This window comes from Mycobacterium ostraviense (assembly GCF_002705925.1).
GTDB lineage: Bacteria > Actinomycetota > Actinomycetes > Mycobacteriales > Mycobacteriaceae > Mycobacterium > Mycobacterium ostraviense.
The window spans coordinates 1,391,047-1,405,657 of record NZ_NKRE01000001.1 but is presented as its reverse complement, the minus strand read 5'-3'; the positions used below and the strand labels follow the sequence as shown (position 1 = coordinate 1,405,657).

Annotated in this window: 14 protein-coding genes, 1 tRNA gene and 3 pseudogenes; 6 read left to right on the top strand and 12 right to left on the bottom strand. The window is 65.5% G+C overall.

Features of this window, described 5'->3' with window-relative positions:
- Positions 1–10: 10 nt before the first annotated feature.
- Positions 11–904: an LLM class F420-dependent oxidoreductase gene (locus tag CDN38_RS06235; RefSeq protein WP_075510680.1), complete on the top strand. Its 894-nt coding sequence runs from the start codon at positions 11–13 to the stop codon at positions 902–904.
- 1 nt (position 905) lies between these two features.
- Positions 906–1,532: a GNAT family N-acetyltransferase gene (locus tag CDN38_RS06230; protein WP_075510679.1), complete on the top strand. Its 627-nt coding sequence runs from the start codon at positions 906–908 to the stop codon at positions 1,530–1,532.
- Positions 1,533–1,542: 10 nt separating this feature from the next.
- Here CDN38_RS06230 and CDN38_RS06225 read toward each other — a convergent pair whose 3' ends face one another.
- From CDN38_RS06225 to crcB (CDN38_RS06215), 3 genes are read right to left on the bottom strand one after another with little or no spacing between them, the layout of a single operon-like run.
- Complete coding sequence (locus CDN38_RS06225) at positions 1,543–2,646, bottom strand: DUF190 domain-containing protein (RefSeq protein ID WP_075510678.1); 1,104 nt, start codon at positions 2,644–2,646, stop codon at positions 1,543–1,545.
- Positions 2,643–3,011, bottom strand: coding sequence for a fluoride efflux transporter CrcB (gene crcB, locus CDN38_RS06220; protein ID WP_075510677.1), 369 nt, complete (start codon positions 3,009–3,011; stop codon positions 2,643–2,645). Before crcB (CDN38_RS06220) ends, CDN38_RS06225 begins: the two co-directional genes overlap by 4 nt.
- Positions 3,008–3,406: a fluoride efflux transporter CrcB gene (gene crcB, locus CDN38_RS06215; RefSeq protein WP_075510676.1), complete on the bottom strand. Its 399-nt coding sequence runs from the start codon at positions 3,404–3,406 to the stop codon at positions 3,008–3,010. The genes crcB (CDN38_RS06220) and crcB (CDN38_RS06215) overlap by 4 nt, the downstream gene beginning before the upstream one ends.
- 91 nt (positions 3,407–3,497) lie before the next feature.
- Between crcB (CDN38_RS06215) and pgm the strand changes: the two genes are divergently transcribed.
- Both pgm and CDN38_RS06205 read left to right on the top strand, forming a co-directional pair.
- Positions 3,498–5,132, top strand: a complete 1,635-nt coding sequence (pgm, locus tag CDN38_RS06210; protein WP_075510675.1) for a phosphoglucomutase (alpha-D-glucose-1,6-bisphosphate-dependent) — start codon at positions 3,498–3,500, stop codon at positions 5,130–5,132.
- Between the two features lie 65 nt (positions 5,133–5,197).
- Positions 5,198–5,270, top strand: a tRNA-Ala gene (locus CDN38_RS06205).
- Positions 5,271–5,428: 158 nt separating this feature from the next.
- Here the strand turns inward: CDN38_RS06205 and CDN38_RS28880 are convergent.
- The 7 genes and pseudogenes from CDN38_RS28880 to CDN38_RS06180 all read right to left on the bottom strand — a co-directional run bounded on the left by CDN38_RS28880 (position 5,429) and on the right by CDN38_RS06180 (position 10,359).
- On the bottom strand, positions 5,429–5,578 hold the full coding sequence (locus CDN38_RS28880; RefSeq protein WP_408633000.1) for a hypothetical protein: 150 nt from the start codon (positions 5,576–5,578) through the stop codon (positions 5,429–5,431).
- 94 nt (positions 5,579–5,672) lie between these two features.
- Positions 5,673–6,458, bottom strand: coding sequence for an enoyl-CoA hydratase/isomerase family protein (locus tag CDN38_RS06200; protein WP_075510674.1), 786 nt, complete (start codon positions 6,456–6,458; stop codon positions 5,673–5,675).
- Positions 6,459–6,490: 32 nt separating this feature from the next.
- On the bottom strand, positions 6,491–7,591 hold the full coding sequence (locus CDN38_RS06195) for an NAD(P)-dependent alcohol dehydrogenase (RefSeq protein ID WP_075510718.1): 1,101 nt from the start codon (positions 7,589–7,591) through the stop codon (positions 6,491–6,493).
- Positions 7,592–7,669: 78 nt separating this feature from the next.
- Positions 7,670–7,732 (bottom strand): annotated as a pseudogene (locus tag CDN38_RS32360) (hypothetical protein); the annotation flags it as partial.
- 362 nt (positions 7,733–8,094) lie between these two features.
- A pseudogene (locus CDN38_RS32355) lies at positions 8,095–8,376 on the bottom strand (nuclear transport factor 2 family protein); the annotation flags it as partial.
- Positions 8,377–8,405: 29 nt separating this feature from the next.
- Positions 8,406–9,158: a 3-hydroxyacyl-CoA dehydrogenase gene (locus CDN38_RS06185; protein ID WP_099318862.1), complete on the bottom strand. Its 753-nt coding sequence runs from the start codon at positions 9,156–9,158 to the stop codon at positions 8,406–8,408.
- A 59-nt stretch (positions 9,159–9,217) separates the two neighbouring features.
- Positions 9,218–10,359 (bottom strand): annotated as a pseudogene (locus tag CDN38_RS06180) (acyl-CoA dehydrogenase family protein).
- Between the two features lie 166 nt (positions 10,360–10,525).
- Here CDN38_RS06180 and CDN38_RS06175 point away from each other — a divergent pair.
- A complete protein-coding gene (locus CDN38_RS06175) occupies positions 10,526–12,373 on the top strand; it encodes a PHA/PHB synthase family protein (RefSeq protein ID WP_099318861.1) in 1,848 nt (615 codons plus the stop codon).
- 4 nt (positions 12,374–12,377) lie between these two features.
- The gene (locus CDN38_RS06170) at positions 12,378–13,241 is read left to right on the top strand and encodes a MaoC/PaaZ C-terminal domain-containing protein (protein ID WP_075510671.1); all 864 of its coding nucleotides are present in this window, start codon (positions 12,378–12,380) and stop codon (positions 13,239–13,241) included.
- Positions 13,242–13,938: 697 nt separating this feature from the next.
- Here the strand turns inward: CDN38_RS06170 and CDN38_RS06165 are convergent.
- Complete coding sequence (locus tag CDN38_RS06165; protein ID WP_269821505.1) at positions 13,939–14,427, bottom strand: type II toxin-antitoxin system VapC family toxin; 489 nt, start codon at positions 14,425–14,427, stop codon at positions 13,939–13,941.
- A complete protein-coding gene (locus CDN38_RS32875) occupies positions 14,333–14,563 on the bottom strand; it encodes a FitA-like ribbon-helix-helix domain-containing protein (protein ID WP_075510669.1) in 231 nt (76 codons plus the stop codon). The genes CDN38_RS06165 and CDN38_RS32875 overlap by 95 nt, the downstream gene beginning before the upstream one ends.
- Between the last annotated feature and the right edge of the window lie 48 nt (positions 14,564–14,611).

Genomic DNA, 14,611 nt, shown 5'->3' with positions numbered 1-14,611 from the left:
CGATCGTCGGATGCGGCTCGCATTGCATGCGTTGGGGATCGGATCCGGCGCCGACCGGACGGTGATTGACGCCGTCGCATCCGCGGCGGACAACGCCGGTTTCGCCACCCTGTGGGCCGGCGAACATGTCGTGATGGTGGATCGGCCCGAGTCCCGGTATCCGTATTCCGACGACGGCGTCATCGCGGTTCCAGCCCAGGCGGATTGGCTGGACCCGATGGTCGCGTTGGCGTTCGCCGCTGCCGCGTCGTCGCGGATAGCGGTCGCTACCGGTGTGTTGCTGCTGCCCAAGCGCAACCCGGTCGTGGTGGCCAAGCAGGCGGCGAGCCTGGATCGGCTGAGCGGCGGACGACTGGTACTCGGCGTCGGCGTCGGATGGTCCAAAGAGGAGTTCGAAGCGCTCGGGGTGCCGTTTGAGCGCCGCGCGGCGCGCACCGCCGAATACGTCGCCGCGATGCGCACGTTGTGGCGCGACGATGTGGCGTCGTTCAGCGGAGACTTCGTCGCGTTCGACTGCGTCCGGGTCAACCCCAAGCCGGCTCGGGAGCGCCGCATCCCGATCGTGGTCGGGGGCAACAGCGATGCGGCGATGCGACGAGTCGCGGCCTGGGCGGACGGCTGGTACGGGTTCAACCTCGACGGCGTGGACGCGGTGCGCGAACGGGTCGGCAGGCTCGAGCAGTTGTGTGCCGAGTCGGGTCGAGACCCTGATGGGCTGTCACTGGCCGTGGCGCTGCGCAGCCCCCGGGTCAGCGATGTCGAGACCCTGGCCGAACTGGGCATCGACGAGCTGGTGCTGGTCCAGGCGCCGCCGGCGGATGCCGGCGCGGTAGCCGGCTGGGTTTCGGCGCTGGCCGACAAATGGCTGTCCGCAACGGGTGCGGTAGGTAGGCTTGCGGGTTGACATGAGCGAAGCCGACGCGCTTTTCCCGCGCCAACTGACCGATCTCACCGACGAGGTCCGTAACGTCCCGCCGCCGCCCACGCCGGCGGTGCCCTCGCCGTACGCGTTTCGGCTGGCCGACCCGGATACCGACGCGGAGATGATCGCCGAGTGGATGAGCAGGCCGCACTTGGCCAGAGCGTGGGAATGCGTGTGGCCGGCGGCGCGGTGGCAGCGGTATCTGCGAGCCCAGCTCGACGGCAACTACTCGCGGCCGTTCGTCGGCAGTCTGGACGGCCAATATTACGGCTACCTCGAATTATACTGGGCTGCAAAGGATTTGATCTCTACCCTCTACGAATCCGATCCCTATGATTTGGGTATCCACGCCGCCACCGCCGACCCGAACATCATCTCCCTTGGTGTCGCTCAACTCTTACTGCCGCACTTTGTGGCCAGCGTGCTCAATGCCGAACCGCAGTGTCGCCGGATCATTTTCGACCCGGACTATCGAAGCAAAGGGATACGCCACTTCTGTGAAAACGGTGGCTGCGTCTTCCTCGGCGAACACGAACTGGCGAACCGGCGGGTGGCCCTTTACGTGCTGCCGCGCACGCTCGACGACGTGCCTGCCCTTCGGCAGCAGTGACGGTCGACCGTCAGTAGTTGTACTGTGCCAGCGGCGTTTCGGCCGCTCTAGGCGATCCCGGCGATCCCGTCAAGGACACCGCCGCCGGGACCATCTCGCTGGTGACCAGCCCGTGGCGGGTAGTCAGCTCGTCAACGATATCGAAGCTGCGCGCGATAGCCTCCGGCGTATCGACGATGATGGTGGTCACCGGTACCCTACGCGCGAGCTGAAAAAGCTTGTCCCCGTGCGGTTTATGATCGCCATGGAAACCCCAGACTCCACGCAGGGCAGTCGCGCCCCGGGCCGTCTGCGACTGCATCAGTCGATACACCAGCGCGCGGTGGATCGGCAGGCCCTCATGATGGGTCGCTTCGGCGGTGTGCACCATCAGCTTCTGCCACAAATTTCGTCCCTGGTCGTCGGTCGGCGGCAGCTGTTGGGGGCGGGCCAACAGCTCGCCGTCGCGTTTGCACAGCCGTACCCGTTCGATGGTCAGCAGTGGGTTGGGCAGTAGGCCGGCGAGGTCGGTGGCGGCGGCCGACACCTGCGGAACCGAACCGATAGCGATGATCATCAACGGAACATTGACGTTGCGGCCGAAGAAGCGCGCCCGGAAACGTTCACCATATGCCGTGCCGTCGACGCCGAGAAGCACTGTGGCACCGGCGAATCCGTGCCGATACAGCAGTTCGCAGACGGCGTAGCCAGCGGCGGTCCCACCGACCCGCACCTGACGGCCGACGTAGACGGTGAGCTTGGCGGCATCCCCGTTTCGGCTTTCCATCTCGCCCAGCGCCTCGGCGCCGCTGTGTCGGGTGACCAGTCGGGCGCGTTCCAACGTCACCAATCCGCGGTCGGTCATCGCCGTCACATCGTCGACCAGACCGCGGATCTTCGACGCGACGTCGACGGCGACAATGGTGACCGGAGGATCCTCGGACAAGCTCAGCATCCGGTCGCAGCGCAGCTCGTGCTCGGGCCCGAAGCCCGTGGTACCGCGCATCAAAACGCTCGTCGCGACGCCGTTCTCGCCGAACAGATCCAGCATCGCGTCGGCCAGAAACCGTTTGGTGTCGACCGCACGCTGTCGCTCGCCGAAGTAAGCGGTCAACTTCAGGCTTTGCTCACTCATATCTGCTCCGCGATCCATTGGCCCAGCAACGTCGCCGCCAGTCCGAGTATGACGCTGGCGGCGATATTGGCCAATGCCGCACGCAGCTGGCGGTCCTCGCCCAGCCGCTGGGTTTCCAGCATCCAGGTGGAGAAGGTGGTGTAGGCCCCGACGAACGCCGTGCCCGCCAGCAGCGCAACGTCTTTGGGTAACGTCAAGCCGCCGAGGAACCCCAGCAGCGCGGCACCGCTGAGGTTCACCGCCAGCGTGCCGTAGGGAAATGCCCGCGCCGTCCGGCGCGCGACGGCGCGATCGACCAGGAACCGCGACACCGACCCGATCCCGCCGATGACCATGACGCCCAGCCAGACGGCAACCGAGATCATCCGCGCACCCGCACCCGGCGGACCACGACCGTGGCCAGCTGCACCGCCAGCAAGCCGAGCACAATGCTGACGACGGTGTAGGCGGCGGCGAGCACCCAGTGGCCGTGTTCGAGCATTCTGACCGTCTCGACCTGCATGGTCGAGAACGTGGTGAGGCCACCGCATAGTCCGGTGCCCAGCAGCGGGCGCCGATAACTCGACAGCGGCAGCCGTTCCAGCAGCCGGGTGGTGAAGTAGCCCACCAGGAATGCGCCGACGATGTTGACGGTGAACGTCGGCCATGGCCACCGTGCCGAGTCGGGGACCGCGAGGGTGGCCAGCGCCGCACGTGCCAGCGCGCCCAGCGCTCCGCCGGCGAAGATCGCGGCCAACTCCCGGTAGTCATGGCGTGCCACTGGTCGAGTCCTTCCGGTGTGCCAAGGGTGCGCTTCGCAGCGTAGAGCCTGACCGACGGCGGGCAAGGTGCCAATGGGCAGAATTGGTGCCATGGTGGCCCACCCGCGAGCCGGTCAGCCGGCCCAGCCCGAAGACCTCGTCGATCTACCGCACCTGGTGACGGCGTACTACTCGATCCAACCCGACCCCCACGACGTTGCACAGCAGGTGGTGTTCGGCACCTCCGGGCACCGCGGCTCGGCACTTGACGGCGCCTTCAACGAGGCCCACATTCTGGCGATCACCCAGGCCATCGTGGAGTACCGCGCGCAGCAGGGCACCACCGGGCCGCTGTTCATCGGCCGTGACACGCACGGACTTTCCGAACCGGCCTGGGTGTCGGCGCTGGAGGTGCTGGCCGCCAACGACGTGCCGGCGGTGGTGGACAGCCGCGACCGCTACACCCCGACTCCGGCCATCAGTCACGCCATCCTGACCTACAACCGGGGCCGCACTACGGCATTGGCCGACGGCATCGTCGTGACGCCGTCGCACAACCCGCCGCCCGACGGCGGCTTCAAGTACAACCCGCCCCACGGCGGCCCCGCCGACACCGCGGTGACCAGCGCAATCGCCAAGCGCGCCAACGAGATTCTGCGTGCCGGCGTCTCGGCGGTGCAACGGGTGCCGGTCGCGCGGGCGCTGCGCGCCGCCCGCCGCCACGACTACCTGGCCAACTATGTCGACGACTTGCCCAGCGTCGTCGACGTCGCCGCGATCCGCGAGGTCGGAGTCCGCATCGGCGCCGACCCGCTCGGCGGGGCCAGCGTGGACTACTGGGCCGAGATCGCGCAGCGTCATGGCCTGGACTTGACCGTGGTCAATCCGCTGGTCGACGCGACGTGGCGGTTCATGACGCTCGACCACGACGGCAAGATCCGGATGGATTGCAGCTCCCCGGACGCGATGGCAGGGCTGATCGCGAACCGCGACCGCTACCAGATCGCCACCGGTAACGACGCCGACGCCGACCGGCACGGCATCGTCACCCCCGACGAGGGGTTGCTGAATCCCAACCACTACCTGGCCGTCGCGATCGACTATCTCTACACCCACCGACCGTCGTGGCCGGCGGGCATCGCCGTCGGCAAGACCGCGGTCAGCTCGTCGATCATCGACCGGGTGGTCGCCGGGCTGGGCCGTCGACTGGTCGAGGTGCCGGTGGGCTTCAAATGGTTCGTCGACGGCTTGATCGGCGGCACCATCGGGTTCGGTGGTGAGGAGTCGGCGGGGGCGTCGTTTCTGCGCCGGGACGGCTCGGTGTGGACCACCGACAAGGACGGCATCATCATGGCTTTGCTGGCCGCCGAGATCCTGGCGGTCACCGGCGCCACGCCGTCGCAGCGGTACCTGGCGTTGGCTGATGAGTATGGTGCGCCGACCTACGCCCGGGTGGATGCGCCGGCTGATCGGGATCAGAAAGCGCGACTGGCCAAGCTATCGGCCGACGAGGTCAGCGCCACCGAGCTGGCGGGCGAGCCGATCACCGCCAAGCTGACCGCCGCGCCGGGCAACGGTGCCCCGCTGGGTGGGCTCAAGGTGACGACGGCCAATGCGTGGTTTGCCGCGCGCCCGTCGGGCACCGAGGACGTCTACAAGATCTACGCGGAGTCGTTCCGCGGGCCCGAGCATCTGGCCGAGGTGCAGAAGACCGCGCGTGAGGTGGTCAATCAGGTCATCGGGTAGGTGCCGTGGCCTGGGACTTTGAACCCTTCCCGGCGGTGGTGTAGCTTCGATGGGCACGACATCTCGGGGCTATGGCGCAGCTGGTAGCGCACCACACTGGCAGTGTGGGGGTCAGGGGTTCGAGTCCCCTTAGCTCCACAGAGAAACCACGGGTCACGGCGTTTTAGCGATTGTCCCGTCAACATCGCGGTCAACATCAGGCGTCTTCTGCCTGCATGGCGACGCTTCGAGTGCGCAGCCGCAAAGACGGCCGCGCCTACACGTCGGTGCTGTTCAGGGTGAACGGCAAGCAATCGTCACTGTCTTTCGACGACCATGTCAAAGCCATCCGAGAGGTCGCGTGGTGCGAGCCGGTCCGCCCATGTCGCGGTCTTTGACGCGGCGAACGCGGGCAGGGTGGGCACGAGCAATTCGGCGGCGGCGGCGTCGGAGTAGCGCTGAACCAATCGGCGCCGCTGTGTTGGCCAGATCTTCGGTCCCGACCCGACAGCAGCTGCAGCCGGTTTCCTTGCGTGGAGATTTGGTCCAGTCGCTCGGCGCTTAGTGCGCGAACTGCGGTCGGCGCCTTTCGAGAAACGCGTTGATGCCCTCGTTTCCGTCGGGGGAATCGGCGCATTCGGCGATGAGTCGACCCTCCAACTCCATCTGTTCCTCGAGGCCGGTATTGAACGACATCAACACCAGCTTCTTCACCGATGACGCGGATTGCCTTGCGCCAGAGGCGACCTTCTCCGCGAGCGCATCCGTGCGGGCAGCCAGCTCCGTACTCTCGGCGACTTCTGTCACCAAGCCCCAAGCCAACGCCTCAGCGGCGGACAGTGCCCGATTGGTCAACATCAGCTCCTGCGTCCTGCGGACGCCGATGAGCCGGGGCAGATAGAACGACGAGCTGCCGTCGGGGCTCAAACCGACTGTGGTGTAAGCCATCGCGAACGACGCCGACTCTGCCGCAAGCACCAGGTCGCCCGTCACCGCCAGACTGAAACCGGCTCCAGCCGCAACCCCGTTGACGGCGGTGATCAGTACCGCGTCCATCCGGGCGAACGTGGAGATGGCGCGGTGCAGGTCGTCGGCCATCGCCTTGACGTAGTCGCCGGGCGTGCTCGATGACGATGCCATCGCCCTGAGGTCTCCCCCGGCGCTGAAGAATCGTCCAGCACCGGTGAGGACGACAACCCTGGTGGCACCGCGATCGCAGCGCTTGGCCGCATCAGCAAGCTCGCGGAGCAGTGTGTCATTCATCGCGTTGGCGGCATCGGGGCGATTCAAGGTGATGCGGGCAATCGGCCCGGATGACTCAAGGACGATGGCCTCGTATTCGGTCATTGCGCAACTCTAACGAGCAGGTTCTAGCTGGATCACGGAGTCAGCACGGCTTTGAGGATCTCGCCGCGGTGCTGTGCCTCCACCGCCTCGTTGATCTGGGCCAGCGGCATCGTGGTGATCAGCTTGTCGAACGGGAACTTGCCCTGACGATGCAGATCGAGCAGGTAGGGGATGAAGGTCTGCGGGTCGGCGTCGCCTTCGATGATGCCTCGGATGGTGAGGCCGAGCAGGGGTGGCTCAAACAGCCCAACCGAAAAGACTGCCTCCGGACTGGCAGGCACGCCAAGCAATCCCAGCTTGCCCCGCACGCCAAGGCAGGCAAGCAGCTGCTCGGTGACGGGCGGCACCGCCGTAGTGTCAATCGCGTAACCGGCGCCCGCCGGCGAGATCGCTTTAATCTGGTCGGCCAGAGGGCCAGCGTTAGGGTCGATAGCATGGGTGGCGCCAAGCTCGGTGGCTAGCTTCCGCCTGCTCTGGTGCAGATCGATTGCGATGATGGACGTGGCCTCGCGCACCACGGCCGCCAGCACCGCGGACAGGCCGACAGCCCCCGCGCCGGCGACTACCACCGTCGATCCGGGCTGAACGTCAAGCGAGTTCATCACTGCGCCGGCCCCGGTCTGGATGCCGCATCCGAGCGGCCCCACGAGTTCGACCGGGACACCCGGTGGTAGCTTCACGACGTTTCGTTCGTGAGCCAGCGCGTGCGTCGCCAACGATGACTGGCCGAAGAAGTTGGCCCCCAATGTTGTTCCGGCAGAGGCTAACCCGGAGGATCCGTCGGGGCGCACTCCGCCGAAGTTGTATGCGAGAAAGTCGTGACAATAGGCGGGTGCACCTGTCGCGCAAGTGGGGCATGCGCCGCAGCTGTTAAAGCTGACTGCGACCTGATCACCGACGGCGAGCGACTTCACGTCGGCGCCGACCTGCACCACGGTTCCACTGCCCTCATGGCCCAGGACGCCGGGCAGCGGGAACGGCAATTGCCCGTGCTGCACAGCGATGTCGGTGTGACAGATGCCGGCTCCGGCGATCTCGATTAGCACCTCATCAGGTGCTGGGTCTTGAAGTTCGACCTCGGTGAGACTGAACGGCGCGCCCACTTCTGGCACCACCGCGGCTGAGATTTGCATTCGTTGTCTCCTTCCTAATCTGCGGCGTTCGATGCTCCACAGTTTGACTTCGCTAGCGCCTTCATAGATTTCGCCGACTTTGCTGTCGCGCCAGATGGACTCGAGATGGTTGGTTCGGCCGTCGGCGGTGAGTTGACGCACAAAGCCGTAGCCACCGTGGACCTGGCCGCCGCGACAGCATCCAGGCCAAGGCGGTAGATCAGTGGAAAGACACCCCGCGGATCACCGCGCTGGCTGAACACACCGGCGATTGTCGCGACTCGGCTACTCGCGTCGGAGAGGTCGCCGAGGCCTCGAATATCGGAAAGCGCTAGCAGCCTAGCCTGGTTCACCTGGTCGCTCCCGCCCAGAGCCGTCCTGGATGGCCTGTCGAGCAGCGAGACGACCTTCATTGCCGTTCGTCCCGCGCCTAACAGCTCGCCCATCTTGGGGACGACAACCTGGATCGCCTTCAGCGGGCGCACCAGCACCTTGAAAGAGGTGATCGTGTCCTCGTCGTTCCAGTGGATGATGTCGACGCCTTCGATAAGCACGCCTTCGAGATCCGCGGTGAATTCCAGAACTGCGCAGCGATCGTCGAACCACTGTGCGACATAGCGAAAGTCGGCGTTGCAGAACATGAGCTCTGCGGCACGCAAGTACTCGCCTACCTTCGCCCGACCCTCTTGCGGGGCGAAGACAGTGGGGGAGTAGAAGACAGCATCTGGGGCGAGCAAATTGTCGAGGACGTCTGTCTTTCCTTGCTCCATGAACTCGAGCCATCGGGCGATAGCGGGCGCAGGCATCGGTTCTCCTTAGCTCTTCACCGAAACGGTCATCGCGGCGCCATGCGGATCGCGCCGTCGAGGCGAATGACTTCGCCGTTGAGCATGGGGTTCTCGACGATGTGTACGGCCAGTGCGGCGTACTCGTCGGGGTCGCCGAGTCGGCTCGGATGCGGCACCGCAGCGCCCAGCGACTTTCGCGCTTGCTCGGGCAGCGACGCCAGCATGGGCGTCTTGAACAGGCCGGGTGCAATGGTGACAACGCGAATGGCCATGCTCGCCAGGTCTCTGGCAATCGGCAACGTCATACCGACCACCCCGCCCTTCGACGCCGAGTAGGCGGCCTGCCCGATTTGTCCGTCGAACGCAGCCACCGACGCGGTGTTGACGATGACGCCGCGCTCCTCGCCGAGCAGTTCGGTCTGGGCCATGCGTTCGGCGGCCAGCCGAATCACGTTGAACGTGCCCACCAGGTTGACCTGGACCACCTTGGTGAACTCATCGAGTGGGCAAGCGCCAGCCCGGCTAAGGGTCTTGACGGCGTTGACCACCCCGGCACAGTTGACCACGATGCGCAGCGGGCCAAGCGATTCCGCGGTGTCGAGTGCCGCGGCCACGGCCACCTCGTCGGTGACGCTGCCCCCGGCGAACTGGACACGATCGCCGAACTCGGCGAGCACCTCCTCGCCCTTCAGATCGAGCGCGACGACGTGCGCACCTGCGTCAAGGAGTCGCCTCGTGGTGGCTAGACCGAGGCCGGACGTGCCTCCGGTGACTACGGCGACCGCGTCTTTGATCTCCACTCGGCATCTCCTTTCGTTTCAGTGCGGTTCGCGCCCGCGGCTCCTCTGGTGGGAGCTGCTTAGTGACTAGCGAGACTGCGACTGATCACCAGTCGCTGGATTTGATTGGTGCCCTCGAAAATCTGCATGATCTTGGCCTCCCGCATGTAGCGTTCCACGCGGTAGTCGCGGGTGTAACCGACGCCGCCGAACACCTGGACAGCGTCGGTGGTGACTTTCATGGCGGCGTCGGTGGCGACCAGCTTTGCGACGGACGCGTGCCGGGAGTAGGGCAGCCCCGCATCGCGGCGTCGGGCGGCGTCCAAGTACATCGCGCGTGCGGAATCCACCGCTGCGGCGGCGTCCGCCAGCAGGAATCCCAGGCCTTGGTGGTCGATGATCTTCCGGCCGAAGGTGGTCCGCTGCTGGCTGTAGGCGACCCTTCATCGAGCGCCGCCTGCGCCAATCCGACTGCAATGGCCGCGATTCCGAGGCGTCCGCTGTCCAGTGCGCTGAACGCGATTGGTAGGCCCTGTCCTTCGTTGCCGATGCGCCGCTCAACAGCGATGAACACATCGTCGTAGTGCGCCGTCGTCGTCGGCACCGCGTGCAGGCCCATCTTCTCTTCCGGTCTGCCGAAGGTGAGCCCCTCGGTGTCTTTGGGCATGAGGAAGCAGGAAATACCTTGTGCGCCTTTGCCGGTGCGCGCGAACAGGGTGTAGAAGTCGGCGATGCCGCCGTGGGTGATCCATGCCTTGGCGCCGCTAACACGGTACCCGTTGTCCACGGCGGCAGCACTGCATAGCAGCGCGGCCGCGTCGGAGCCGGCCTGTGGTTCGGACAGGCTGTAGGCTCCGATCATGTTGCCGCTCAGCATTTCCGGCAGCCACGCTTGCTTCTGTGCGTCGGTGCCGAACGCGACCAACGGATGGCAAACCAGGCTGTGGACGCTCACTGCCACCGCGACCGCAGCCCATCGTGCGGCGATCTCTTCCAACACTTGCAGGTAAACCTCGTACGGCTGATTCCCGCCTCCCCATTCCTCGGGATACGGCAGGCTCAGCAGCCCCGCGGCACCGAGGGTCGCGAAGGCCCCCTCTGGATAGGTCTCCATCCGCTCGTGGTGGTCGACGATCGGCTCGAGTGCCTTGTCTGCGATTTCCCGCGTGAGATGGATCAGCTCGCGAGCCTCGTCGGTGGGCAGCAGGCGTTCGACAGGCACGCGAACTCCTTTCGCTGCGAAGAACAGTGCCGAATCACAGTTTCACGGCACGGCATGAACGGTACCCAGGATCGGGGCCGGTTCCTTTCGCGAAAGCCCATTTGGGAGACGTAGTTACGGCAAATGGGAGGTCCCCAACACTTCGCGGGATTCATAGCGTGTTGCTATGGACGCACCAACGCAAAAGGCCCGTGCTTCGAGGGCGACCCACGTTTCGGGGACGAACGGCGCCGAGCCGAAGTCTAGAGCGGGGACGCGATCATCGAAGTCCGACAACGCGGGCGCTCCGCTGGCGCAGGCGCGATCCGGGGCCGTGCGGCCGGAGATCACCGACCCCACCGGTCAGGTGCAGAATGTCGGCCTCGACCAGCTGCTGACCGAGGCCGCCAGCGCCGAAAGCCGGTTCGTGCCCGGCGCGGAGTTTCTCAAGGCGGCCGGTGGGCTTGCACTGCGACCCCGCCTACTAGCGGGCCAAACCGCGACGGTCGCCGCCGACCTTGCCCGGGTGATCGCGGGTCGGTCCGGACGCACTCCGCCAAAGGGTGATTCGCGATTCCGCGATCCTGCGTGGACGAAAAGTTGGCTGTTTCGTCGGATCTGCCAGGGGTATCTGAGCGTCAGCGACTACGCGCGCGCTCTGGCCGATGAATCAGGCTTGGACTGGGCCGACCACGAACGCCTGCGCCTGGTGGTCGACAACCTGATCGACGCGCTGGCCCCGACGAATTTCCCGCTGACCAACCCCACCGTATGGAAGACGACGATCGATCGTGGGGGAGAGAACTTCGTCACGGGCGCACGCGCCGCAGTGCGCGATGCCCGCTCCCCGATCAAGCTGCCGGCTAGTGTCGATCCCACCCCGTTCGAGGTCGGAAAGACGATGGCTGCATCGCCGGGTGCCGTGGTGCGCCGCGATGATCGCTTCGAACTCATTCAGTACGAGCCGCGCGCGGAACAGGTGCACAAGGTCCCGGTACTGCTCATCCCGCCGATGATCAGCAAGTTCTATGTCGTTGACCTTTCGCCCGGCAAGAGCATGGTGGAGTTTCTCGGTGACCACGGGCTGCAGCCGTTCGCGCTGTCGTGGGCGAACCCGACCCGCGACGACGCGGGCTGGAACCTTGAGGACTACCTCGAATCAATTGTCGAGGCGATCGAGACCACACGCGAGATCGCCGGAGCCGACGCGGTTCACGTGGTGGCCTTCTGTGCTGGCGGAATCGCCACCACTACCGCCGTCGCGCATATGGCCGCGCTGGGCCACATCGATCGGGTCGCGAGTCTGAGCCTTATGGTCACCGTGCTTGACGTTCGCCGCGGCGGTCCCATCCTCAGCATCGCCTCGCCCGATATCGCCAAAGCGGCCAAAGCGAAAATCAAGCGCAAGGGTTACCTCGCCGGCACAGAGTTGGCGCGAACTTTCGCGTGGCTGCGACCAAACGACATGGTCTGGAACAACTTTGTCAACAACTACTACCTCGGCAACAAACCGCCGGCGCTCGACCTGTTGTTCTGGAATCTGGATTCGATGAACATGCCGGCGGGGCTGCACGCCGATCTGGTGGACCTCGCGCTCGCCAATCCGTTAGCGACCCCCGGTGCCCTCCGGGTCCTCGGCACGCCGATCGATCTGGCCCAGATCACCTGCGACGCCTATATAGCCGCGGGCGAAACCGACCACCTAACCCCCTGGCCGAGTTGCTATCGCAGCATCGAAATGCTGGGCGGCAAGACACGTTTCGCGCTGTCGACCAGCGGCCACATCGCCGCGGTCATCCACCCTCCCGGGAACCCGAAATCGGCTTACCGCATCGGCGACGAGTCGTGCCCGACGCCGGAGGAATGGCTGCGGTCCGCGCAGGCGCACAAGGGCACCTGGTGGCAGGACTGGGCGCCGTGGCTCGCTGAGCGGGCGGGCGAGAAGAAAAAAGCACCAGACCGACTCGGCAACAGTCGGTACACGCCGCTTGACCCGGCCCCCGGCACGTACGTCTTCAAGCAGTCTCAAGGTTGATGACATGCCCATCGATGTAGATTCGGTCCTGGGCGCAGAACTCGCGGAGCGGCAGGGCTCGTGGAGCGCGAGCGATGTCATCCTCTACCACCTGGGTTTGGGCGCCGGCGTTCCGCCCACCGATCCCGCTGAGCTTGCTTATACGTATGAGGGCCAGCTCAAAGTTCTGCCGTCATTCGGGGTGATCCCGGCCTCCCCGATGTTGTTCGACATGCTGGAGCTGCCCGGCATGGACGTCGATCTGAGCAAACTTCTCCACGGCGAGCAGGAGATGGAACTGTACGGACCTCTGCCCGTCAATCGCGCCGTTCGAACGTCGGCAAGGATCAGCGACGTCGTGGATAAGGGCAAGGCGGCGTTGGTGGTGCTCGAGACGGTCACCCGTGACGCCGAAGGCGATCAGCCTCTGGTCACCAACCGGTTCAGCGCGTTCATTCGAGGTGAGGGAGGGTTTGGCGACGGCGATGGTGCGCGATCGGCATCACCGCCGCCGGCTCCACCGGCCCGGCCGCCGGACGTGGAAGTTGACTGTCGGACCCTGCCGCAACAGGCGCTGCTCTATCGCCTGTCCGGCGACATGAACCCGATCCATGCCGACCCCGAGTTTGCCCGCAAGGGCGGTTTCGATCAGCCCATTCTGCACGGCCTGTGCAGCTACGGGATGGTCCTAAAGGCGGTGGTCGACTCGGCACTGGACGGAGACGTCGGCCGTGTCGGACGCTACCGCGCTCGATTCGCCGGAGTGGTTTTCCCCGGGGAAACGATTACCGTCCGGATTTGGCAGGAACCCGAGGCGGTGTTCGTCGAAGCGCTCTGCAAGGACCGCGGCACGCCGGTGTTATCGAACGCCGTCATCGAGATCCGTTAGCGCTAGCTTGGTGGGCCTGCTGCGGAAGATGTTGCGACTGAAGGTTGTTCGGGACCCGAAAGCGCGTCCGCCGGGTGCGATCGGTTCGGTAGCCGCCCGCCTCGCATCCACGTCGGAACCGATGAGCGTCGGAGCACTTCCGGCAAGCGACCTACGAATAGGGGGCAGCGAGCAGGAGTCTTGGTGGTCGCGCCCGTAGGTTCGTCGGGGGTCAGGCTGCACGGGGCTGGTGGGGTTGGGTACAAGTCGATCGTTCACACGTAGACCGCGCCGAGCGTGTACTCATGGCGAAAACTCGGCCCCACCTTGGGTGCCGCCCTACACACACACTCAAAGCCGCCAGCGCACACTCGATTTGGCGGAATGACAGTCGGATCAGCCATCGGCCGCCGGGCGAACCGCCATCGTTGCGCTCGAACGCACGAATCTCACGGGCACCCCCCACACGCCCGTCGACGCCGCCACCAACCCCACACCGACGCCGCCCAACACCTGCGGGCAGCCCGCCCACCAACTACTGGTCACCATGAATTTCCGAGTGAGCCCGGCAAATTGCCTACCGGTTCGGCGAAAGACCGATTTTACCAATGTGACTGGCGCACCAGGACTCCGGTGTGCGCGGCAACCAGATCAACGCCGTCCCGCCATCGTCCATTGTCGTGGCGGACCTGGTCTCAAGCAGACCCCGCGACGGCTGTCAGTAGTCGCCGACTTTGCCCAAAACATCGATCTCGCAACGGGTGCCCGAAGCCCGGGAAAGGCGTGCATCTGCGGTGACCAGTACGACGTCGAGAGCCTCGGCCAGCGCAACGTAGGCGGCATCGTAGGTCGTCAGGACATGCCGCAGTTCCCATACCCGGTGGAGCAATGGCTGATGTGAGGACCGACGCAGCGGCAGATCCGTCAGGTCCGCCACCGCGCTCGCGGCCCTGCGAGCCGGCATCCGTTTTGCCGCGACGTGGCGGCGCCACACCGAGACCACCTCGAGGTCGATGAGTTCCGGAGCAACCAACGTCTCGTGCGCCAAACGTTCCCGCGCGAGCCGGCCGTCCGACCCGTCGTCGCCCAGCGCTACGGCCAGTACGCTCGCATCAACGACGATCACGATCAGCCCGAACGTCGTCGACGGCGGCTCTGAAAGACACGCGGCCGCCGCGACGTGTGGTGATGCGGTCGAACACCTCATCCAGCGTGGGTTGATTCGCGTCGGCGATGAGCCGACTTCGGAGGTATTCCTGTAGGGATTGATGTGCGCGTGCGGCTCGCTCCCGCAGAACTCGGTGAGTGTCCTCCGGAACGTCCTTGATCTGCACACTGGGCATGGCGCTAGTTTGGCGCCAGAAGCGCCAAACTGCAAGTGCCCGGCTTGA

Bases quoted from the DNA above. Each gene is read 5' to 3' on its own strand.
- CDN38_RS06235 (WP_075510680.1), top strand. From the start codon at position 11: ATGCGGCTCGCATTGCATGCGTTGGGGATCGGATCCGGCGCCGACCGG.
- CDN38_RS06225 (WP_075510678.1), bottom strand. From the start codon at position 2,646: ATGAGTGAGCAAAGCCTGAAGTTGACCGCTTACTTCGGCGAGCGACAG.
- CDN38_RS06175 (WP_099318861.1), top strand. From the start codon at position 10,526: ATGGACGCACCAACGCAAAAGGCCCGTGCTTCGAGGGCGACCCACGTT.
- CDN38_RS06230 (WP_075510679.1), top strand. From the start codon at position 906: ATGAGCGAAGCCGACGCGCTTTTCCCGCGCCAACTGACCGATCTCACC.
- CDN38_RS06195 (WP_075510718.1), bottom strand. From the start codon at position 7,591: ATGCAAATCTCAGCCGCGGTGGTGCCAGAAGTGGGCGCGCCGTTCAGT.
- CDN38_RS06200 (WP_075510674.1), bottom strand. From the start codon at position 6,458: ATGACCGAATACGAGGCCATCGTCCTTGAGTCATCCGGGCCGATTGCC.
- crcB (WP_075510677.1), bottom strand. From the start codon at position 3,011: ATGATCTCGGTTGCCGTCTGGCTGGGCGTCATGGTCATCGGCGGGATC.
- CDN38_RS32875 (WP_075510669.1), bottom strand. From the start codon at position 14,563: ATGCCCAGTGTGCAGATCAAGGACGTTCCGGAGGACACTCACCGAGTT.
- CDN38_RS06170 (WP_075510671.1), top strand. From the start codon at position 12,378: ATGCCCATCGATGTAGATTCGGTCCTGGGCGCAGAACTCGCGGAGCGG.
- pgm (WP_075510675.1), top strand. From the start codon at position 3,498: ATGGTGGCCCACCCGCGAGCCGGTCAGCCGGCCCAGCCCGAAGACCTC.
- CDN38_RS06165 (WP_269821505.1), bottom strand. From the start codon at position 14,427: ATGAGGTGTTCGACCGCATCACCACACGTCGCGGCGGCCGCGTGTCTT.